Origin of the sequence: Candidatus Poriferisodalis sp., assembly GCF_965208895.1 — a bacterium.
Lineage (GTDB): Bacteria > Actinomycetota > Acidimicrobiia > Acidimicrobiales > Poriferisodalaceae > Poriferisodalis.
The window spans coordinates 4112100-4131972 of the sequence record NZ_OZ242363.1; the positions used below are offsets into that span (position 1 = coordinate 4112100).

The window sequence follows — 19873 nt, forward strand, 5'->3', positions numbered from 1 at the left end:
CAGGCACACCAGTCAGGGGACACCAATGAGAGCGTGGCGACTGAACGAGTTGGGCTATCCGTGGGACGTGCTGGAGTTGGGCGAGTATTCCTCGCCCGAGCCAGGGCGGGGTCAAGCACGGATCACGGTGGAAGCCACCGACCTGAACTTCGCAGACATCCTGCATTGCCAGGGCACCTACCAAGAACGGTGGGATCCGCCGTTCACGCCCGGCATGGGAGCGTGCGGCACCGTGGAAGCGGTGGGCCCTGAGTGCGACTTGGAGGTCGGCGACCGGGTCATCGGCTCGGGTACCGCAGGCTGGGGCGGATATGCCAGCGAAGCGCTCATCAGGGGCGCGACTGCCCGGCGAATCCCCGACGACGTCTCGATTCCGGCGGCGTGCGCCGCCAACGTCATCTACGGCACGGCGTGGTTCTCGTTGTACCGGCGGGGGCAGATGCAGGCTGGTGAGACGGTGCTGGTTCTGGCGGCTGCTGGGGGCGTCGGCTCGGCTGCTGTGCAGATGGCCAAGGCAGCGGGCTGCACCGTCATCGCCGCAGCGGGCGGGCCGGCCAAGGTGCAGACCTGCCGCGAGCTAGGCGCCGATGTCGTCATCGACTACGACAACGACGACCTGTACCAGTCCGTCCAGGACGCCACTGGCGGGCGGGGCTGCGACATCGTCTATGACCCTGTCGGCGGCAAGTACTTCGACATTGCCCGGCGGCTGGTGGCGTGGGAAGGCCGACTGCTGGTGGTGGGTTTCGCCAGCGGCACCATCCCGCAGGCGCCAGCCAACCACCTGCTCGTCAAGAACTACTCCGTGGTCGGCGTGCACATGGGCGGCTACCGGGGGCGCATGGACGAGGTGCTCGAGGAGTGCTACGCCGAGCTGTGGCCCCAGGTTGCTGACGGCAGGCTCGACCCGCTCGTCAGCCAGGAACTGCCGCTCGACGGGCTGATCGACGGGCTGCGCGACCTGCACGAGCGCAAGACCACAGGCCGGGTGCTGCTTCGGCCTGACCTGTAGAGGAACCTGAGGCGCCCGCTGCGGAGGCAGCAGAACCCTCTGCTCCAGCGATCCGGCAGGTCGCAACGTCGCAGAGTCTCCTGCTGCCTCCGCAGCTATGGCATCTGTGTCGAGCGGCTCGAACTCAGAACGAATCTGATGTGCCAGCTCAGCCGCGGGCCACGGTGTAGCCGACCGACTCCCGGTCCCACAGGTCCCCGGTGACGCCTGCGTCCCGGATGGCCTGTTTGCGAATCTTGCCGGAGGCGGTCTTGTCGAGTTCGGGTACGAATTGCAGGTAGCGCGGCACGCTGTGGCGGGGCATGCGCGGCACGCACCAGTCCAAGAACTCGACCGGGTTGGGCGGTGAGCCGTCCACTGCCACAACGGCGAGCACCTCGTCCTCGCCGCCGGCGCCTTGGACACGCAGACCTACGACGGCGCTCTCGATCACGCCGTCATAGCCGTTGATGACGGTCTCGACCTCATAGCTGGAGATGTTCTCGCCGCGGCGGCGGATGCGGTCGTTCAGCCGGTCCACGAAATGCAACCGGCCGGCCTCGTCGATCCGGCCCGCATCACCGGTGTGAAACCAGAGGTTGCGCCACGCTTCGACGGTCTTGCCGGTCATCTGGTGGTAGCCGACGTTGAAGCAGAACGGGACTTTGGGCCGAACCAGGATCTCGCCGATCTCGTCTGGTGAGAGCGGCAAATCGGTTGCCGGGTCGGCCACGATCACCTCGAAGTACTCATCCAGCGGCGGGCCGGCGCAGCCTGACATCACTGGATCCGCCGGGTCCGTGTAGGCGACCATGTTGACCTCGGTCATCCCGTATCCCTGCACGATCCGCACACCGAATCGCTGCTCGAAGGCCGCCGCCCACTCGGCGGCGACGGGAAGTGCGATGACGGCCCGCAACCGGTGGTCGCGATCCCGGTCGGTGGGGGGAGTGCGCCAGATGAATTCGGGCATGACCCCCAGCGCGTTCGTCAGCGTGATGCCCTGATCGATAACGGTGTCGAGCCACTGGCCCACGCTGAACCGCTTCGTGACATACGCCGACGCGCCGCCGTGCAGCGCTGCATAGATCTGCATGAACAGGCCGTTCGCGTGGAACAGCGGCATGCAGCAGAAGAAGCGGTCGTCGGGCGTGATCTCCAGGCGTTGCGCTGCGGTGAGGCCGAACAGGTAGCAGTGCGCCTGGGGCATGAGCACGCCCTTGGCCGGGCCGGTGGTGCCCGAGGTGTACATGATCGTGCAGACATCGCTGGGCTCGGCCTCGAGCACGGCGTCGACTCTCGGCTCGGTGCCCAAGAGTTGCTCGAGCGGCAGCACGGTGGTGCCCGCGAGCGCACTGCCGGCCGAGACGCCACCGGTGGCTTCACCGGAGGGGTGAGCGTCGCCGTCGTCCGCCAGCAGCGTGGTCTCGATGCGCCAGTCCGGTTCGAGCGCCGCTCGTGCCGCCAGTCCTGCTGCTGTCTCATCGGCAGCGCCTGCTGGGGCGGCTACATCGTCGAATCGGCTGAGCAAACCCCGGTCCACGGCCACGATCCGAGGCTCGGAGTTGCGTACTTGGTGTTCCAGGAAGGCACCGCGCAGGTCGGTGTTGACCGGCACGAAGATCGCTCGCCGCTTGTGGGTGGCGATCATCAGCAGCATGAACTCGGCGCTGTTGGTGAGCAGGCCCAGCAGGCGATCTCCTGGCTGCAGGCCGATGTCAGCCAGAGCGGTGGCAAGCCGGTCGGTCAGCTCGTCGAATTCGGCGAACGTGACCGTTCGGCCGTCTTCGAACGCGAGAAACTCGCGGTTGCCATGGGTGACTGCTGCGTGCCGCACGAGCGCTGGCAGGGTCCAGCCGTCCATGCTGACGCTCCCAGCGCTGCCGACATTGGTGTCGGTCCCCTGGTCACGGGTGCCCATCGGCGAAATCGTAGACTTCGCCCGGGCTTCGTAGCCCGAACGGGGTGCGCCTGTTCAGCGGGCGCTTGGGGGATTGGGCGCCTGGGATGGAGGTGACCGCATGCTGATCGGATTGCCGAGTGAGCTCAAGGCGGGCGAGCAGCGCGTCGGGCTGACGCCGCACGCTGTGCGTGAGCTGGCGCTGCACGACCACCAGGTGCTGGTCGAGGCCGGCGCCGGTGCGGGCATTCGTGTGCCCGATGCGGAATATGAGGCTGCGGGTGCGCTCATCGGCAGTTGTGACGAGGTGTGGGAGAAGGCTGATCTCGTCGTCAAGGTGAAGGAACCGCAGGCCTCTGAGCGCAAGATGCTGAGCGAGGGCCAGATTCTGTTCGCCTACCTGCACCTCGCTCCCGACCCCGACCAGACATCGGACCTCGTCGAGAGCGGTGCGGCTTGCGTCGCGTACGAGACGGTGACCGATTCACGCGGCGGCTTGCCGCTGCTGGCCCCAATGTCCCGGGTTGCCGGTCGGCTGGCCGTGCAGGCGGGTGCTTGGGCCCTCGAGACCGCCCACGGCGGCATCGGTTTGCTGATCGGCGGCGTGCCCGGCGTGCCGCCGGCGCGTGTTGTGATCATCGGCGGGGGAGTCGTCGGCGAGAACGCGGCCGAGATTGCCATCGGCATGGGCGCCGACGTGCGAGTGCTCGACATCGACCCCGCTGCACTGGACCACCTTGAGCAGCGCTTCGGCGCGTCGGTTGTCACGGTGACGTCCACCCGGGCGACGGTGGAGACCGAGGTGCTGAACGCCGACCTGGTGATCGGTGCCGTGCTGGTGACCGGTGCCCGAGCACCCAAGCTGGTGACCGCCGACATGATCTCTCAGATGCGACCCGGCTCGGTGGTGGTCGACGTAGCCATCGACCAAGGCGGATGCTTCGAGACCTCCAAGCCGACGACCCACGGCGAGCCGACCTTCGTGGTCGACGGCGTCGTGCACTACTGCGTCGCGAACATGCCCGGCGCTGTGCCGGTCACCTCAACCCGGGCACTCAGCGATGCCACCTTGCCCAGGGTGCTGGCCATCGCCGAGAACGACCTCGACGCCCTGCGCACCGACCCCCACCTGCGAGCAGGCCTCAACGTCTACAAGGGCCACGTCACCGAGCCCCACGTAGCCGCCGCCCTCGACCTCCCCTACACAGACCCCCTCACCGCCCTCGGCTTCTGACGCACACGGCGATGTAGCTGTCGCACGGCGTCACACCCCGCGAGCATCATCGGCCTATGCAAGAGTCCTTGATCGTGGCAGGAGAACACATGTGCGTCGACAGGTATCACGGGTCGGTACCGCAGGTCTCATTAGGGTTCACTCATGCCGCCGTCACGCAGTCGGATCATGGTGTGAGTCCCGCGAGCCGGCTTCGCGTCGTGGAGCTATGTGCCGGTGCCGGCGGCCAGGCACTCGGCTTCGAGGCCGCAGGATTTGCTCACGATTGCCTGGTGGAGCTCGATTCGTTCGCTTGCGACACGCTGCGGCTGAATCGGCCCTTGTGGAACGTCGTCGAGGCTGACCTGCATGAGGTCGATCTCAGTCGCTGGGATGGTGCCGATGTGCTTGCTGCGGGTCTCCCTTGCCCGCCGTTCAGCGTTGCGGGCAAGCAGCTAGGCGCCAGGGACGAACGTGATCTGTTCCCAGCGCTGTTGTCGCATGTGTCGGCCGTGCACCCTCGTGCCGTGCTGGTGGAAAACGTGCGCGGTCTCATGGCCCGGCGCTTCGACGCATTCAGGCGCAACATCGAGCGGTGCCTCACCGAGATGGGCTATGAGGTGACGTGGTCGATGCTTGATGCACAAGAATTCGGCGTGCCACAGACGCGCACCAGATCGTTCATGGTCGCCGTTCAGGGATGCGCATTCTCGTTTCCTTCGCCCAGTACCCCCGGAGGCTCGGTCGGAGCGGCCATTGGAGACCTCATAGCTCAAGGCGGCTGGCGTTGGGCAGCAGCTTGGGCAGAACAGGCGGACCAGGTCGCTCCCACCATCGTTGGCGGCTCAGCCAAACATGGCGGTCCTGATCTGGGTCCCACTCGGGCGCGCTCAGCGTGGGCGACCATGGGCGTTGATGGCCTCGGCCTCGCGGACGCGCCGCCGTCGGAAGCGCACAAGGGGATGCCTCGTCTCACCATCCCCATGGTCGCCCGTTTGCAGGCGTTCCCTGACGACTGGAAATTCGCCGGTGGCAAGACACGCCAGTATCGACAGATCGGCAACGCGCTCCCTCCGCCTCTTGCCGAGGCCATGGCGAACGCTCTGGCTGCTTGCTTAGCTTGACTGGTGGAATTGGTTCGGGCGAGATGCACGATGTCGAGACCGACCAAGACCCAGCATTGACTGCTGTCGCGACTGCTCTGCGAAGTGCCGACGCGGCTGGTGCTCGCACTGCACGCGTTATTCGGGCGACGCTGGACCAACTCTATGACGGCGTGCGGACCGGCCGGTACCGCTGGGACCAGCTGCACAAGACTGAGAAAACCCACTGCGGGACACTGGTGGAGATCAACATGCAGCGCGAGTTCGGCTTTGCCGATGGCGAAGAACTCGACTTTCGAATCGCAGGCGTTGATGTTGACTGCAAATACTCGCAAACAGTTGGCCGTTGGATGATTCCGCCGGAAGCACAGGGCGAGATCTGCATGGTGCTGTGGGCCAACGACGCGGAATCGCGTTGGAAGATGGGGGTGGTGCGGGCGGCGACCGAGCTATTGGGCGAGGGCGCGAACCGAGATGCCAAGACGACCCTCAACAAGTGCGGACGCAACGCCATTTGCTGGATTTTCGCTTGCGGTCGGCTCGCTGAGAACACGCTGCTCCACTTGCCCGAGGGTGACGCGGCCCACATCATGGAGGGCAGGTCTGGGGCTGAGCGCATACGCCGCTTGTGCCGCTTGGTGCAGCACCGCGTGATTCGACGGGAAATCGTTGCAACTGTGGCTCAGCAAGTGGACTACATGAAGCGATTGCGGGGGAATGGTGGTGCTCGGGGCGACTTGCAGTCTGAAGGCATCATCATCTTGGGCCAGTACGAGCGTCACCGATTAATCGCTCATGCCTTGGACCTGCCAGTTCCCGGGGCGGGTGACACCGTCGCCGCCCGTGTGTACCCCGCATTGCCTGGCGAGGGTCCAAGTGTCGAGATCGATGGTTCGTTCTGGCGCTTGGCTGGCAAGACTGATTCAGTCGTGTCAGCGCCGCAACTGCCAACCCGGTAGCGGAATTGGCAAGGCATCAAGCCTTCAGCCATTGCGAGCGATTGTCGCCGAATCCTTCGGCGAGCATGTCGTCGGATTCCGATGCCCGTCGACCTGAACTGGCGGTGCCCGTGGCTACGAGTCTCGGATGCTGGCGCTTGACAGATTGTTTCCTGGTGGGCAGTGAAGCGGCCCATTCCTCGATGACGGCGTCGACGCTGATTTGGCGACGCACGGCCTCGGCGCGCAATCGCGCCATGCCTTCCTCGGAGAGATCCAGTGTCACCACCACGTCAACGAGACTACGCCGTCGTTCTCGGGGACTTCCACATATTTCTGATGGCATGCGCTACTCGGAGGGGGTCTCACCGGCTAGGCGCGGCGAAGTTCTCGGTCAGGCCCAGAGGGCGCAGATGGGGATGGCTTCGATCTGCTCTGAGAGGTGGTACTTGTGGCGGCCGACGTGCAGGACGGCGCCTGCTGCGAACTGGGGGCCGAGTTCGTCTCGGAGCCATATGAGATGGCGGGCATCACTGGTATCGGGGGCATTTGTTGTCTTGATCTCGATGGCGACGATGCCGCGCGCCCCGAAGTCTGCGATCAGATCGACCTCGTGGCGACCGTCTGCCGCCCGCAGGTGGCACAGCTGTGGGCCGCGCGTCGTCAGAACCGTTTCGGCCCGCAACTGGTTGATGACGAGGGTTTCCAGGAGCCTCCCCATCAGGTCGCCGCTGGTCATCACGGTCGCGGCGTCGACGCCGACAGCGGCAGCCCACAGGCCGGCGTCAGCCACGAGGCGCTTGCGTCCCTTGACGAGCCGAGCGAGCCGGTTGCTGTGCCACGGAGGTAGCTCGGCGATAACACCGAGATCGCTGAGCAACTGCGTATAGCCGGTGCCAGTCCGGTGGTTGATCGCCGCAGCACTGTTGAGCGTGGCATCCGTCGCAAGACCTGCTGTGTTGAGGGCGTATGCGCCGAAGTAGCGACCAAGACGAGCGCTGTCGGGTGAGAGCCCCAACGTCGACGGGTCGCGATTCAACATGTGGCTGAGGTAGCCGTCGAGCCAAGCATCGCGGCGAGCGGGCTCGCCTTCCAGGATTGCTTCGGGAAAGCCGCCCTTGAGCGCGAGCTCGACGTAGCCACGCAGGTCTGGCGGGTCCGTTGGCAGTCGGATGTCTTCGCCGGTGCGCATGAGCTCGAGAAACTCCACACCGATGGCGCCGAGCTGCTCGCGCACCGTCATCGGATGCATGGTCACCGGGAGCAGACGACCCGTCCCCGGCCACAGGGAGGGATCGCGAGCAGAGCGGACCGACCCGCTGAGAATGAACCTTCCCGAAGCACGGTCCGTGTCGACGGCCCGCTTGACTGCACCGAGCACCTCAGGGACCATCTGCCACTCATCGAGCAGGACTGGCGGTTTGAGACTTCGCAAGGCCGCGTCGGGATCGGCCCGCACAGCAGCAGCCTCGTCAGGATTGTCCAGTTGAATCACTGTGGCTGCGTGCCGGCGGGCAGTCGTCGTCTTGCCGGTAGCACGAGCACCGGTGACGAACAACGCCGCGGGGGACTCAGCTAAGAACTCGATCCTGGCGTCCGCCATGCGCGGAATGTAGCTCGCCACAGCAGAAGGCTACTAGTTCTGCACGGTCGCTAATACAAGTTACACACATCGCTAGCTACTAGTCCTGCACATGCTGTACTGCACGTTGGGCGCGGTGCCCTTACCGAGTTGCCGCGCACAGTGTGGCGCTTCCTTCCGATGGGCCTATCGGCGATACGCCACGAATTGCTGCACGGTCATCCCGACATCTCGCGCTATGGACCGGAGCAGGATTGGGGACAGGTCTCGTCCTTGATGCACCGGCACGGTCGTCGACCGCCCGTCCGGATGGCGAAATCGCTTGTGCGAGCCGCGCTGGCGGATCTCTTCGAATCCGAGTGCAACAAGCAACGCGCCGACCTCTCGCGGCTTGAGGATCGGCACTGATGGCACAGAGCTTCAAGCCACCTCGACGACCTGCGTGCCGACAAACTCGCCCGCCATTGCCGGAGTGCCGTCCTCGAGGATCATCGCGATGACTTCCTTGAGGTTGTCGTTGAGTTCTTCGAGAGTTTCGCCTTGAGAGTGTGCACCCGGGAATCCCGGGACGTAACCGACAAAGAACCTGGTGTCGGGGCAACGCTCGACTACGGCAGTGAAGTTCCGCATCGGCACGACCTCGACCTCGCTCTCAAACAGCGATTGTAGGCGTCCCTGCGTATCGCATCGGATCAGTCGCAACCGGAACCAGCGAGGCGGTGGACTGGATCGCGGACAAATTGTTCGACGCGGTCGGCGGCATCGACGGGCAGGCTTGGCGACGTTGGTGGCCAGACCCAGAGGGCGCAGATGGGGATGGCCCGGATCCGCTCCGACAGCCGGTGCTCGCTGCAGCGGCCAACAGGACGTCGGCGTCGACAATCAATGCGAGCGATCGGCGCCGAATCCATCGGCGAGCATGTCGTCGGATTCCGATGCCCGTCGACCCGAACTGGAGGCGCCCATGGCCACGAAACTCGGTTGCTGGGGCTTGACTGCCTGATCCTCGGTGGGCAGCGAGGCGACCCATTCCTCTGTGCAAGTTTCACGCGTCGTTGACTACCAATTCTGCACATGCTTTTTCGTCGAGTTCTTCGTGTTCTCAGATGCGCACGGAGTCCAGCCATCTGCTTCTAGGCATGCACCGTTCACGGCAGAGGTGGGCGTCAGAGCTGACGTTGCTGCATCTACGCCCTTTGCACCCGCACATTTCGGGCATGGACGGCCAGTGCGCCAAGGTCGCCGACGTCGCTGCCGAACACGACGCCGTCAGGCTCGGCCATTGCGACCACGATCGCATCGACAGCGGAGCCTCGTTTGGCAGCCGATCTCAAGGCTCCAGCTCGGCGGGCTACCCGCTCGGGAAGGTCGGTGACGATGTCACACCGCTTGAGCAGCCTGTTTGTGTTCGCATCCGTGTGCTGACGACCCGAGATCGACTCTGCCAGCACCACTGAGGGAACGATCGGCGGCCAGTAGCCGTCGCGCGACAGCACTGCGATGAGTGCCACATTCTCCTGTTTCTGTTCGCTCAGACGGCTCAACCCGCCCGAGTCCAGGACGAGGACGGTCAATCTGCTGCCTCGCCAGTGCCGCCATTGCGGATACGTCTCACCAGTGCTTCGGCCTTGGCCACGGCAGCCTCTGAGGGTTCTCCGACCTCGTCGATGAGTTCAGCGAGGTATTTCTCGGTCTCTGCGCTCAACTGCCGCCGTCGGAGCTCGTCGTGGATGGCCGTCTGCAGCAGGTCGGCGGGCGACAAGCCGTGCTCCTTGACCGATCCGTAGAGATCGTCAGGGAGATCGACCCGAATCTGGGGCATGGGCTCAACGTACTCACCACCGGCGGACGGGCCAAGCGATTTCTGTAGGGACGCGAATTGGCAGGGATTCAGTCAGCGAGGTTGCGGGCGCGCTGGCGGATGAGCTGTTCTATGTGGTCGGCGGCTTCGTCGGGTTGCTCGTGTTCCCAGATGCGCACCGGCGTCCAGCCAGCGGCTTCGAGGCGGGCGTCGGTGTCGGCGTCGCGGGCTCGGTTGCGGGCGATCTTGGTTTCCCAGTACTCGGCGTTGCGGCGGGGCTTGGTGCCGTGGTCGGGGCACCCATGCCAGAAGCAGCCGTCCACGAAGATCGCCACCCGCAGGCGAGGGAACACGAGGTCGGCTTCGCGGCGTACGCCGGGCAATGGCCGGCGATGCACGAAGTAGCGCAGGCCACGTCGGTGCAGCGCTGAGCGGATCAGCCGTTCGGGCCCCGTATCGCGGGACCGCTGCCTGGACATGCGCTCCGAGGCGGGACCCGGCAGCGCTTTCGGCTCCACCTCGCTGGTTCTAGCAGCCGGATGCAAGTAGCTGGAAGTGAGCGGATGTCAGGGCAGTCGAACCGCGATTAAGCGCTCAGCGCGCCGTAGCTCGGTCCTGCCCATACGCTGCCGACAACCATTGGGCAGCAGCCCTGCCGCCGGTCGGAGGCCCGGACATGACTCGATCTCCTTTCCACACGCCGTGGCGCAGATGGGCACAAACAGCAGCAGTGCTGGCGGTGGCCCTCCTGCTGGCAGCCTCATGCACCGGGGGCGATGCCGACGACGGCACAGGCAACGGGTTTGACGGCACAATCCGGCTCGGCGCCGCGCTCAGCGAAACCGGCGTGTTCGCATCCCCGGGCGCTGACGCTCGCCAGGGATATGACACCTGGGCTCGCTGGGTGAACGAGGAATACGGCGGAATTCGCATCGGCGAAAGCCGCTACCGCGTCGAAATCATCTACCGCGATGACGAATCTGACCCTGGCAAGGCGGCTGCGCGAATCCGGGAACTGATCGACGACGACGAGGTCGATTACCTGCTCGGGCCGTACTCCAGCACGTTGACGGAAACGGCCAGCGCCGAGGCCGAAGCCAGCGATGTCATCCTTATGGCCGGCAACGGCGCCGCCGACAGCATCTATGGACGCGGCTTTCGCAGCCTGTTCACCCCAGCCACGATCGCCAGCGACTACACCCGTTCAAGCATCGAGCTGCTCGCGTCGCAGGGCGCTCGCACTGCCGTTGTCGCACACGAGGACACAGCCTTCGCCACCTCCGTGGCAGACGGCGCTCTGCGACACCTCGAAGCCAACGGCATTGAAGTACTGACGGCGATGTCGTACCCCCGAGGGGTCGACAATGTCGATGGCCTCATGCGCGAACTGGCCGCCTTGGAGCCCGATGTCTTCGTGGGCGGGGGCCACTATGACGACGCCGTGTTGTTTGTGCGCTCGGCTCGTGGGCTGGGCTTCGGGCCGGACGCGATGCTCCTCACGGTCGGACCGTCCAACCCGCAGCTGATCGACGATCTCGGCGCCTACGTCGACGGCGTCCTTGGCCCCACACAATGGGAGCCGGCGATGTCCTACGAGGGCGCGTATTTCGGCACGGCGGCCGACTACGCCAGCTACTACGAGAGCCTCTGGGGTGCACCGCCGGTGTACCAAGCGGCGAGCGCCACGGCCGCAGCGCTTGCACTGCATCTCGCCATCGAGCTTGCGGGCAGTCGCGACGCCGATGAGGTGCGCACTGCGCTGGGCACGCTCGACGCCGACACCTTCTACGGACCGATTCGCTTCGACGAGCGTGGCGTCAACGTTGCCAAGCCGATGGGGACCGTACAGGTGCAAGACGGTCACATCGTTGTCGTTGCACCTGCCGCTGCGGCAGAGGGCGACCTCGTCTACCCGGCGCGCTAGGACGCAGTTGGAGGGCCGGTGAGTGCGGGGCTTGCCCACCCACGTCGACGGGTGCGGCTAGCGGCCCATCGTGAAGAACTCGTTGTTGGGGCGCATCGACGTCAGATGGGCCATCCGATTCGACAGGGCGAACAGCCCCGTGATGGCGCCGATGTCCCAGATGTCGTCGTCGCTGAAGCCGTGGGCCCGCAACTCGTCGTGATCGCTGGATGATGCCGACCACGGCTCGCTGCACATTTTCAGGGCGAAGTCGATCATCGCCCTCTGGCGGTCGCTCAGATCGGCCTTGGAAGGGTCGACCGCGAGCTGATCGGCCAGCAGCGGATCCTTGGCGCGGATGCGCAGGATCGCACCGTGCGCCACGACGCAGTAGAGGCAGTTGTTGGCCCCGCTGGTGGCCACCACGATCATCTCCCGCTCCGCCTTGGTAAGTCCGCTCGGATCCTCCATGAGCGCGTCGTGGTACGCCATGAACGCCCGCATCTCGTCGGGCCGGTGCGCCAGCGCGAGGAACACATTGGGCACGAAGCCGGTCTTGGACTGGATGAGCTCGATGCGCTCTCGCAGGTCGTCGGGCATGTCCGCAATGTCGGGCACGGGGAAGGTCGAGATGGCTGGCTCGGTCATGCCCGCAGCCTAAGCAGACGCGCCGGCGCGTGAGCCTCTCGGGGATAAACCTCTTGTCTCCCGCTCCTGTTCGCTGCGCTCACGGGCCGCTCGGGCCACGGCTTCGCCTGCCGGCTCAGCCTCTGAGCACGGCGCCGGGCGGGCTGCCCTCCTACATTTGCGGGGCTGACGAAGGGATGTGCTGACGATGCACCTGACACGACCGACCTCACCTCGCCTCGAGCCAATCCCCAAGGTGGCCGAGCGGGCCCGCGAGGCCATGGCGAACTCGTTCGCCAATGCCGTCAACGTCATTGCGACCCTCGCGCACAGCCGGTCGATCTCCAAAGCGTTCGGAGAGTTCGCCCAGACGATCCTGTACAAGGGCGACCTGTCCCGGCGTGACGTGGAGATCGCGGTGCTTCGCATGGGCTGGAACTGCCAGTCCGTCTACGAGTTCGGCCAGCACACGCTGATGGCCCTAGCCGAAGTCATGACCGAAGAGGAGATATACCTCGTGACCCGGCCGATCGCCGAGGGCAACTGGACGCCGGCCGAGGCAGCCCTTCTGCAGGTGGTGGACGACCTGTACTCCGACGACTGCGTCTCCGATGCCACGTGGGCCGCAGCCACATCGCACTTCAGCAACGCCGAGATGGTGCATCTCATCGCCGCTTCGGGCTGCTACCGGATGGTGAGCGGGCTGCTCAACAGCACCGGCGTCGAACGCGACGAAGGCGTCCCCGACTGGCCCACCGCCCCCTCATCCGCTTAGGCCGGGAGTGCGATAAGCAAGCCCCATGCCAGCGATGAGGCGCCTTGCGGCCACGGTCGCCATGTTGGGCGCTCTGAGCGTCAGCTCTGCGGTGCTTGCGCCAGTCGCGGCTGCTGCAGCCGACGCCGACGTTGCAGACGTCGCGCTCACCCGCTACGGCGGCACCGACCGGTACGCCACTTCGCTGCTTGTCGCTGAGGCGGTTGCTGCGGATGCCGGCGGCTCGCTGGAATCTGTGGTCATCGTTTCGGGTGTCAGCTGGCACGAGGCAGTCGTTGCAGCGTCGATCGCCGGCCGGCTTGAGGCACCGGTACTGATGACGCCGCCCACCGAACTTCGCGACGATGCGCTGGAGTTCCTGCAACGCGTCGCGGCCTCAGAAGTGCTCCTCGTGAGTGCGGGGCCGGATGCTGAGTCACGCTCCATCTCGGAGTCAGTCGCATCGGCGCTCGAGATGGCAGGACTCGACGTCGAGTGGGTCGGCGGCGCAGATCAATTCGCGACGGGCATCGAAGTGGCACGTCGAGCCGGAACTGCGGGCACGCTCGGCGACTTCGGATCGACGGCGATCGTCGCTAGTGGCGAGGTGTTCGCTGATGCGCTCGTCGCCGGCCCGCTGTCGGCGCGAGGTATCCATCCGGTGCTGTTGAGTCCCCAGTCAGGTCTCGACTCAGGCGTCGAGGCCTACCTGAGCGAAGCAGGCATACGCCATGTCGTGTTGATGGGCGGGACTGCCGCGTTGTCGGCTGGGGTGGAGGACTCCATCCGTGGACTGGGAATCACTGTCAGCCGCATGGCGGGCACCACCCGGTACGACACTGCGACGAAGACGGCGAGCTTTATGGCCGAGCACTCGACTGGAAACTGTTTCGGCGGTTCTGCAGTCGGCCTGGCCCGCGCTCGGGTGCCGTTCGATTCGTTCAGCGCGGCGTCGCTGCTGGCTCGGCAGTGCGCTCCGTTGGTGCTGGCTGACCCAGATGCCATCCCATCCGAGACGGCAGCGTTCCTCGACTCGTCGCGCCGTGCTGATGGGGTTGACGAGCTGCAGCTGAACATCTTCGGCGGAGATGCAGCTGTATCTCGGGCAGCAGTCGACGCCTATCTCACGGGCGGGACCCCCGAGGAGACAGACGAGCCGGCCTTTGAGCCGACCGTTCTGCCAGCAGGAACCTGCGGTGGTTCAGCCAGCGACAACGACGTCCGCATTTCGGGTCCGACCTCGAGCACTGGCGAGCCGGCGTGGTCACCGGACTGCTCCTACATCGCATACCGGGAACAGGGAGCGCTGTGGAAGGTCCGTCCCGACGGCAGCGGGAAGCGCCGGGTGCTCAGGTCTCCAGCCGGGGCGGCCACCGTCGGGGAGCCAGCGTGGTCTCCCGACGGAACGAAGATCGCATACTCACAACCGGACTACACGGCGAGGCCGCGGGTCTCCCACATCTTCGTCGTGAATGCAGATGGCAGCGGCAACACGCAGCTGACCAGTGGCGAGGTGTTCGATGAGTCGCCGTCGTGGTCGCCTGACGGAAGCCGGATTGTTTTCAGCCGCGAGACCGGGCACAGAGTTCTCGAGTCGGGGGGCTTGCTCGGTGGCGAGCGGTCCTTGGTGATCGTGGGCGCGAGCACCGGCGCGAACCAGCAGGTCGTCGCGAATGGCAGGTTCTATTCACCAAGGTGGTCGCCTGACGGTACGCGTATCGCGTATGTGAAGTCCGACCAGCTCGGCATCATCGACACCGATGGCGCCAACGCCCGCATCCTGACTGGCGGGGTGCACATCGAGGGCTTGGCGTGGTCACCCGACGGCACCCGAATCGCGTATGTCAGTGGCGACCACCGCGACGCCGACATACGCATCATCGAGGTGGACGGGATCCGCTCGTTCCGACTGACCGATGATCGTGGACCCGAGGTGGAGCCCGCCTGGTCGCCGGATGGTGAGCGCATCGCGTATGTGACGTACCAGATCGACGGCAACCGCCTCATCGACATGCAGATTCGTGTCAGGGGTTCCGAAGGCACTCCGGTCGACGCTTCGCAGGGATGCATGCCGCCGGGCCTGTCGTCGCTCACGACGGCTGGCTTTCCACTGCCCTCCTGGGCACCCCCAGCGACCGGAACGCTTCGTATCGCTGTCCTGTTCGCCGAATTCCCTGACTTCCCAGCGGACTACACGACCGAGGAGGAGGCCGATGGCGGGCTGCCGTTCATGACGCGCTACCTCGAAGCAGTCAGCTACGGCCAGCTCGACATCTCGACCAAGGTGCGACACGGCTGGTTGCGATTGGACCATCCCCGCAGCGAATACATCACCGAGGTGTCGGCAAATGAGCACGGTGAAGCGCCTGACGTAGAGACGCGAGACCTGTTCGGCGAGGTCGTTGCGACGGCCGACGACGACTTCGACTTCAGTGGCTCCGATGTCGTGCTGATCGTGTTCCCGAGCCAACACTTCGGCGGCGGTCTCGCGGGTGGTAGCCAAACGGCCGATGGCGCCGTGATGCAGCTGACGGTGGCCAACATCTTTCGAGGGAGCACCGAAATCGGACCTCGCCGCTGGGGATCGACGGCCGCCCACGAGGTCGGCCACGCGTTGGGTCTGACTGATCTCTACCCGTACGGCGATCAGCATCGACGGCCGACGCTTGCAGATCACCGAATCTGGGTACCTGTGAGCTTCGGCCGCATGAATCTCAACTCGTACTTCCCCGCTGCGAGCGGCGATGCCCGATATTCGGAAATTCGGCAGCATGCCGACGGCACGGTTTCCGCGGCGATTGGCAACCGTCTCGTCTATGAGGAGATGTTGGCGTGGAGCCGCTGGCAGTTGGGATGGCTCGCTGAAGGCGAAGTGCTGTGTGTCACCGATTCATCTGCGACTGTCGAGCTTGATTCCGTTGCCGTTCCTCGCGGCGGCACGGTCATGGCTGTCGTTCCGCTGACCTCGAATCAAGTCCTCGTCGTCGAGAGCCGCCGCCGGCTCGGATTCGACGCCGTGCAGCCCTACACAGACAGTGCGGGCTCACGTATTACCCCACCCGGCCTTCCGGTCGAAGGAGTGCTGGTGTACACCGTCGACGCTTCCCTCGGCGCCGGCGAGCTACCGCTCAAAGTCGCAGGCGACCGCGGGGACGGCACGGTCGAGGCCTTCCCGTTGCTCGAGGTCGGCGACTCGGTCACCATTCGAGGCCACACCGTGTCGGTCATTGCTGACTCCGGGCGGACCCACACCGTCACCATCGCCAAGACGGGCTGACTAGCTGGCCGACGGCACCTCGTTGAGCAGGCCGGTGTCGACGTCGTAGATAAAGCCGCGCACAGCCGTGTCGTGCTCGATGAACGGCGAGGCTCGCAGTGTTGCGATGGCGGCATGCACGTCGTCGGCGGGGTCGGCAAACGAGCCGATCGGCCAGCCGGGCGGCTCGCCGAAACGGTCTTCCATCTTCTTGCTGAACGCCGCCTCGTCGAGACCGCACATGCCGCAGCCGGTGTGATGCACCACCAGGACTTCCCGGGTGCCCAGCAGCTGCTGGGAGATGCACAGCGAGCGGATCACGTCGTCGGTGATGACTCCGCCTGCGTTGCGCATGACATGCGCCTCGCCGACGCCTAGCCCCAGCTCAGCGAGCGGATCGATGCGGGCATCCATGCAGGTCACGATTGCGACGTGACGGCTGGGCGCAGCCGCCATGCCGGGTGTCTTGACGGCGTCGGCCACCCGCCGGTTGCGCTCGACCAGCTCATCGGCCGCTGGGTGGTACTCGGATGGGTTCGGCTCTGCGTGTGCGTCTTGTTGGCCCATCGGGCAAACCTCGCCTGTGCATCAGCCGGTGTTCTCCGGCAGACCAGTTGTACGCCCCCTGGGACTTGAACCCAGAACCTGCGGATTAAGAGTCCGTTGCTCTGCCAAATTGAGCTAGAGGCGCATGGTGCCCCGCAAGGCTAACGACAGCCCCGCGACACTTGTGGTGGGCAGGGGTGCGGCGGATCGAGGGGAATCGAACCCCCGGCCTCCAGTGCCACAAACTGGCGCTCTAACCGACTGAGCTACGACCCGCACGGGGTGGTCAAGGATGCCACGGGTCGCACCGCCTCGCTACCGGATTTCGTGGCGACGTGACCGGGCACACGACGGGGACCTCTGACAGGTACGAGCCCGACGGCGTACCGTAGAAGCGTGAGCGAACAGAACGCAGCCGCCCGCAAGCCGCCCGTGGAGTACATCCCCCGCATCACCGCCCAGTACATCGGACTGGGCTACGGGGAGTACCGCTGGGTGCACAGCGAGACGCCGCCGCCGTGGACGCCGCTGACCAAGCCGATCTCTGAGTGCCGAGTTGGCCTCATCGCCACCGGCGGGGTCTATGTCTCCGGCCAGACGGCGTTCCACTACCGCGACGACACGACCTACCGGGCGATCCCCACCGACGTGGACACGTCGCAGCTTCGGGCCACGCACTTCGCCTACGACCTGACCGATGCCCGCTCGGACATCAATTGCGTGTTCCCGATCGAGGCCCTGCGTACGCTGCGCGACAGCGGCGAGATCGGCGAGCTGGGCCCGAACGCCTACACCCTCATGGGAGGCATCTACAGCACGCGCCGGGTGCACGAGGAGCTGATCCCGGAGTTGGCGAAGCGCTGCGTTGCAGACGAGTTCGACGTCGTGCTGCTCGTGCCGGTCTGACCTGTCTGCCATCAGACCGGGGGTCTGATTGCGAGGGCCATCGAGGCCGAAGGAATCCCGACACTGACCATGTCGAGCGCACGCGACATCACCCGGGCGGCTTGGCCGCCCCGCTCGGCGTATTTGGACTATCCGCTCGGGCGTACCGCAGGCAAGCCGCACGAGCCAGAGCTCAACCTGCGGATTCTGCGAGACACGTTCGCCGCCTTCGAGAACCTCGGCGTGCCCGGCTCGATGGCGCACCTGCCCTACCGCTGGTCGGACTCCGACCGTTGGAAGGACGGAGTGTTCGCGCCCGCCACCAAAGCAGCCGACCTGCCCGAGAGCGCTGTGCCGACCGGCAAGGCAGCCGGGAAGGACACCTACGAGGACGACCGGGTTGCGCGCCACCCGACGCCGCAGTACCAGACCGAAGAGGACGCAGCAGCCGCCCGGGCGAGCCACGACGGCGAAGAATGCCTCGTCTGCGCCGGCATCGACTACTGAGTCAATCGACCGGTTTCTTAAGCGACTGTTGATCGCATTGTCAGGCTGCCGGTGACTGAAGCATCCGAAGGGGCGCCCGAGCGCCGCGCCTCGGTCGGCGCCAAGTCGCCCGGATCCGGAGGCGACTACGACCCCGAGGCCGTGCCGGTGCGCAATGCCGCCACGGTCATGATCCTGTCGGGCGACGACGATCCCCACGTGCTCATGCTGAAGCGCAATGCCAGGTCGATCTTCGTGGGCGACATGTGGGTGTATCCCGGCGGTGCCGTCGATCCCGAAGATGCCACCCAGATTGCCGACGAGACTGTGTCGGGCCTGACCGATGACGAGGCCTCATTCAGCATCGGCATCGAGCGCGGCGGCATCGCCTTTTGGGTGGCGGCGCTGCGGGAGACGTTCGAGGAGGCGGGCATCTTGCTTGCCCATCACGACCACCCGGTCGGCGTGGAGGATCCGCGGGATCTGCCGTCGGGCATCATCGACCTCTCGCCGCCTGATGTGGCCGAACGGTTCTCGCAGTACCGCGACGAGGTCAATGCCGGTGAGCGCGACTTCATCGAGACGGTGCGCAGCGAAGACCTGTTGCTCGACGGCAACAACGTCTATTTCATCGGCCGCTGGGTGACACCCATGGGATCACCCCGTCGCTACGACACACGCTTCTTCTTGACAGCAATGCCAGACGGTCAGGTCCCGTTGCCCGACCACGACGAGGCTGTCGAGCACCAGTGGGTGCGACCGGCCGACGCGATCCGGCGCAACGAAATCGGCGACATGGTGATGATGACGCCCACCATCGGGATGCTGCACCGGCTCGCAAGGTTCGAGACCATCGATGAAGCAGTTGCTGCGGCCGGACGAGGAACCCCAGTCGACGATGAGCACGTGCGCATCCGCTACGACAACGAGGGACCGCACCGGATCGCCTTCCCCGGCGACCCGGACTACGACGACGCCGACGGCCGCACCGAGACCGGCATCCTGCGCTGGCCCTCGAACTAGCCCGGAGCCCTAGTTCAGGGGCTCCGATGGCCCGCGGCCCATCGGGATGTCAAGTCGCGAGTTCGCGGGCCTGCTCTATGAACGACTCGATGGTGTTCTCGGCTAGGACGTTGTGGTCGGCGTCAAGCACCTCGAACATTCGCCCTGTGGGCTCATGCATCGAGAACAGCACCAGCGAGCCCTCGGGGCCGCCGCGCTCCATGTGCACGTCACCGCCGGGGCCGCTGCAGTAGGTGCCGGCTGGCCGGACATCTAGGTGCACCTCGTTGCCATCGCCATCGATGTCGATGACGTGATGCTCACCTTCGAGCACCAGCGAGGTCGTCGTCGCCACGTGACGGTGGAAATGGCAGTAGGCATCTGGTGCCCATCGAATCAGCAGATCCAGCCGTCCGGCGTTCTCCTCGTGGCCGAGCACGGCGATGTCGTAGTCGATCCGATAGTCGAAACGCGGTCCGCCCTCGTAGTGGATCCACTGAAGGTCGCTGGTGTCGAATCGAAAGCCTGGATTATTCGCTGTCACGTTCAGTCTCCCTTGAGGGCCGGAGCCATGCGAAGTCCGGACTCGCGAATGTACCGACGAGGTCGTCGCCGTGTTGCGGAACCCTTGGACCCGGGCCCGTTCGGTGGCAGGATGGCTGCGGGTCCTCGTGGCCAGAGCCCCCGTGGCGCAACTGGACAGCGCAGCGGGCTTCTATCCCGCCGGTTGCAGGTTCGAGTCCTGCCGGGGGCGCTTGGTGCGGCCACTGTGCAAGATCGGAAAGGGCGATGGTGTCTCCGGCGAACGCGGGTAGGTTCAGCGGATGCCGCAGGCCTCAGTTTCTGGCACGGATACTGCTTCGGCGTCCAAACCCGCAGGTGGGGT

The 19873-nt window shown here is 65.5% G+C and carries 21 protein-coding genes and 3 tRNA genes; 11 read left to right on the forward strand and 13 right to left on the reverse strand.

Annotation, left to right across the window (positions count from 1 at the left end):
- The first annotated feature begins 25 nt into the window (after positions 1-25).
- The gene (locus ACOGJB_RS18420; protein ID WP_419838534.1) at positions 26-1012 is read left to right on the forward strand and encodes an NADPH:quinone oxidoreductase family protein; all 987 of its coding nucleotides are present in this window, start codon (positions 26-28) and stop codon (positions 1010-1012) included.
- Positions 1013-1160: 148 nt separating this feature from the next.
- Here the strand turns inward: ACOGJB_RS18420 and ACOGJB_RS18425 are convergent, their stop codons facing one another.
- A complete protein-coding gene (locus tag ACOGJB_RS18425) occupies positions 1161-2912 on the reverse strand; it encodes an AMP-binding protein (protein WP_419838535.1) in 1752 nt (583 codons plus the stop codon).
- A gap of 100 nt (positions 2913-3012) precedes the next feature.
- Here ACOGJB_RS18425 and ald point away from each other — a divergent pair, with 100 nt between their 5' ends.
- From ald to ACOGJB_RS18440, 3 genes are read left to right on the forward strand one after another with little or no spacing between them, the layout of a single operon-like run.
- Positions 3013-4125, forward strand: a complete 1113-nt coding sequence (gene ald, locus ACOGJB_RS18430) for an alanine dehydrogenase (protein ID WP_419838536.1) — start codon at positions 3013-3015, stop codon at positions 4123-4125.
- Between the two features lie 56 nt (positions 4126-4181).
- The gene (locus tag ACOGJB_RS18435) at positions 4182-5228 is read left to right on the forward strand and encodes a DNA cytosine methyltransferase (protein WP_419838537.1); all 1047 of its coding nucleotides are present in this window, start codon (positions 4182-4184) and stop codon (positions 5226-5228) included.
- Positions 5225-6166 carry a NaeI family type II restriction endonuclease gene (locus ACOGJB_RS18440; protein WP_419838538.1) on the forward strand — a complete coding sequence of 314 codons (942 nt, stop codon included), beginning with the start codon at positions 5225-5227 and terminating at the stop codon, positions 6164-6166. The genes ACOGJB_RS18435 and ACOGJB_RS18440 overlap by 4 nt, the downstream gene beginning before the upstream one ends.
- 16 nt (positions 6167-6182) lie before the next feature.
- On the opposite strand, the gene ACOGJB_RS18445 is transcribed toward ACOGJB_RS18440, so the two are convergent.
- The 7 genes from ACOGJB_RS18445 to ACOGJB_RS18475 all read right to left on the reverse strand — a co-directional run bounded on the left by ACOGJB_RS18445 (position 6183) and on the right by ACOGJB_RS18475 (position 10007).
- Positions 6183-6437, reverse strand: coding sequence for a hypothetical protein (locus tag ACOGJB_RS18445; protein WP_419838539.1), 255 nt, complete (start codon positions 6435-6437; stop codon positions 6183-6185).
- 102 nt (positions 6438-6539) lie between these two features.
- Positions 6540-7748 (reverse strand): ATP-binding protein, encoded by a 1209-nt coding sequence (locus ACOGJB_RS18450; RefSeq protein WP_419838540.1) that lies wholly within the window; start codon positions 7746-7748, stop codon positions 6540-6542.
- A gap of 165 nt (positions 7749-7913) precedes the next feature.
- On the reverse strand, positions 7914-8141 hold the full coding sequence (locus tag ACOGJB_RS18455; RefSeq protein ID WP_419838541.1) for a type II toxin-antitoxin system HicA family toxin: 228 nt from the start codon (positions 8139-8141) through the stop codon (positions 7914-7916).
- Between the two features lie 6 nt (positions 8142-8147).
- A complete protein-coding gene (locus ACOGJB_RS18460; RefSeq protein ID WP_419840770.1) occupies positions 8148-8357 on the reverse strand; it encodes a type II toxin-antitoxin system HicB family antitoxin in 210 nt (69 codons plus the stop codon).
- 557 nt (positions 8358-8914) lie between these two features.
- Positions 8915-9238 carry a twitching motility protein PilT gene (locus ACOGJB_RS18465; RefSeq protein WP_419838542.1) on the reverse strand — a complete coding sequence of 108 codons (324 nt, stop codon included), beginning with the start codon at positions 9236-9238 and terminating at the stop codon, positions 8915-8917.
- A gap of 59 nt (positions 9239-9297) precedes the next feature.
- On the reverse strand, positions 9298-9549 hold the full coding sequence (locus ACOGJB_RS18470; RefSeq protein WP_419838543.1) for a hypothetical protein: 252 nt from the start codon (positions 9547-9549) through the stop codon (positions 9298-9300).
- Positions 9550-9617: 68 nt separating this feature from the next.
- Positions 9618-10007, reverse strand: coding sequence for a very short patch repair endonuclease (locus ACOGJB_RS18475; protein ID WP_419840771.1), 390 nt, complete (start codon positions 10005-10007; stop codon positions 9618-9620).
- Between the two features lie 197 nt (positions 10008-10204).
- Here ACOGJB_RS18475 and ACOGJB_RS18480 point away from each other — a divergent pair, with 197 nt between their 5' ends.
- Positions 10205-11452: an amino acid ABC transporter substrate-binding protein gene (locus tag ACOGJB_RS18480; protein WP_419838544.1), complete on the forward strand. Its 1248-nt coding sequence runs from the start codon at positions 10205-10207 to the stop codon at positions 11450-11452.
- Positions 11453-11509: 57 nt separating this feature from the next.
- Here the strand turns inward: ACOGJB_RS18480 and ACOGJB_RS18485 are convergent, their stop codons facing one another.
- On the reverse strand, positions 11510-12079 hold the full coding sequence (locus ACOGJB_RS18485; protein WP_419838545.1) for a peroxidase-related enzyme: 570 nt from the start codon (positions 12077-12079) through the stop codon (positions 11510-11512).
- 187 nt (positions 12080-12266) lie between these two features.
- Between ACOGJB_RS18485 and ACOGJB_RS18490 the strand changes: the two genes are divergently transcribed.
- Together ACOGJB_RS18490 and ACOGJB_RS18495 are read left to right on the forward strand one after the other, a co-directional pair.
- Positions 12267-12833 (forward strand): carboxymuconolactone decarboxylase family protein, encoded by a 567-nt coding sequence (locus ACOGJB_RS18490; protein WP_419838546.1) that lies wholly within the window; start codon positions 12267-12269, stop codon positions 12831-12833.
- A 34-nt stretch (positions 12834-12867) separates the two neighbouring features.
- Positions 12868-16089, forward strand: coding sequence for a cell wall-binding repeat-containing protein (locus tag ACOGJB_RS18495; protein ID WP_419838547.1), 3222 nt, complete (start codon positions 12868-12870; stop codon positions 16087-16089).
- Here the strand turns inward: ACOGJB_RS18495 and ACOGJB_RS18500 are convergent, their stop codons facing one another.
- The 3 genes from ACOGJB_RS18500 to ACOGJB_RS18510 form a co-directional block, all read right to left on the reverse strand.
- Entirely contained in the window at positions 16090-16635 is a 546-nt protein-coding gene (locus tag ACOGJB_RS18500; protein ID WP_419838548.1) for a beta-class carbonic anhydrase, read from the reverse strand.
- A gap of 50 nt (positions 16636-16685) precedes the next feature.
- Positions 16686-16759, reverse strand: a tRNA-Lys gene (locus tag ACOGJB_RS18505).
- A 56-nt stretch (positions 16760-16815) separates the two neighbouring features.
- A tRNA-His gene (locus ACOGJB_RS18510) sits at positions 16816-16891 on the reverse strand.
- A gap of 119 nt (positions 16892-17010) precedes the next feature.
- Here ACOGJB_RS18510 and ACOGJB_RS18515 point away from each other — a divergent pair.
- From ACOGJB_RS18515 to ACOGJB_RS18525, 3 genes are all read left to right on the forward strand, one after another.
- A complete protein-coding gene (locus tag ACOGJB_RS18515) occupies positions 17011-17520 on the forward strand; it encodes a glycine/sarcosine/betaine reductase selenoprotein B family protein (protein ID WP_419838549.1) in 510 nt (169 codons plus the stop codon).
- 69 nt (positions 17521-17589) lie between these two features.
- The gene (locus tag ACOGJB_RS18520) at positions 17590-18006 is read left to right on the forward strand and encodes a hypothetical protein (protein WP_419838550.1); all 417 of its coding nucleotides are present in this window, start codon (positions 17590-17592) and stop codon (positions 18004-18006) included.
- A 51-nt stretch (positions 18007-18057) separates the two neighbouring features.
- Positions 18058-19008, forward strand: coding sequence for an NUDIX hydrolase (locus ACOGJB_RS18525; RefSeq protein WP_419838551.1), 951 nt, complete (start codon positions 18058-18060; stop codon positions 19006-19008).
- A 49-nt stretch (positions 19009-19057) separates the two neighbouring features.
- Here ACOGJB_RS18525 and ACOGJB_RS18530 read toward each other — a convergent pair whose 3' ends face one another.
- Entirely contained in the window at positions 19058-19531 is a 474-nt protein-coding gene (locus tag ACOGJB_RS18530; RefSeq protein ID WP_419838552.1) for a cupin domain-containing protein, read from the reverse strand.
- A 136-nt stretch (positions 19532-19667) separates the two neighbouring features.
- Here ACOGJB_RS18530 and ACOGJB_RS18535 point away from each other — a divergent pair.
- Positions 19668-19741 (forward strand) — tRNA-Arg (locus ACOGJB_RS18535).
- Positions 19742-19873: the final 132 nt, after the last annotated feature.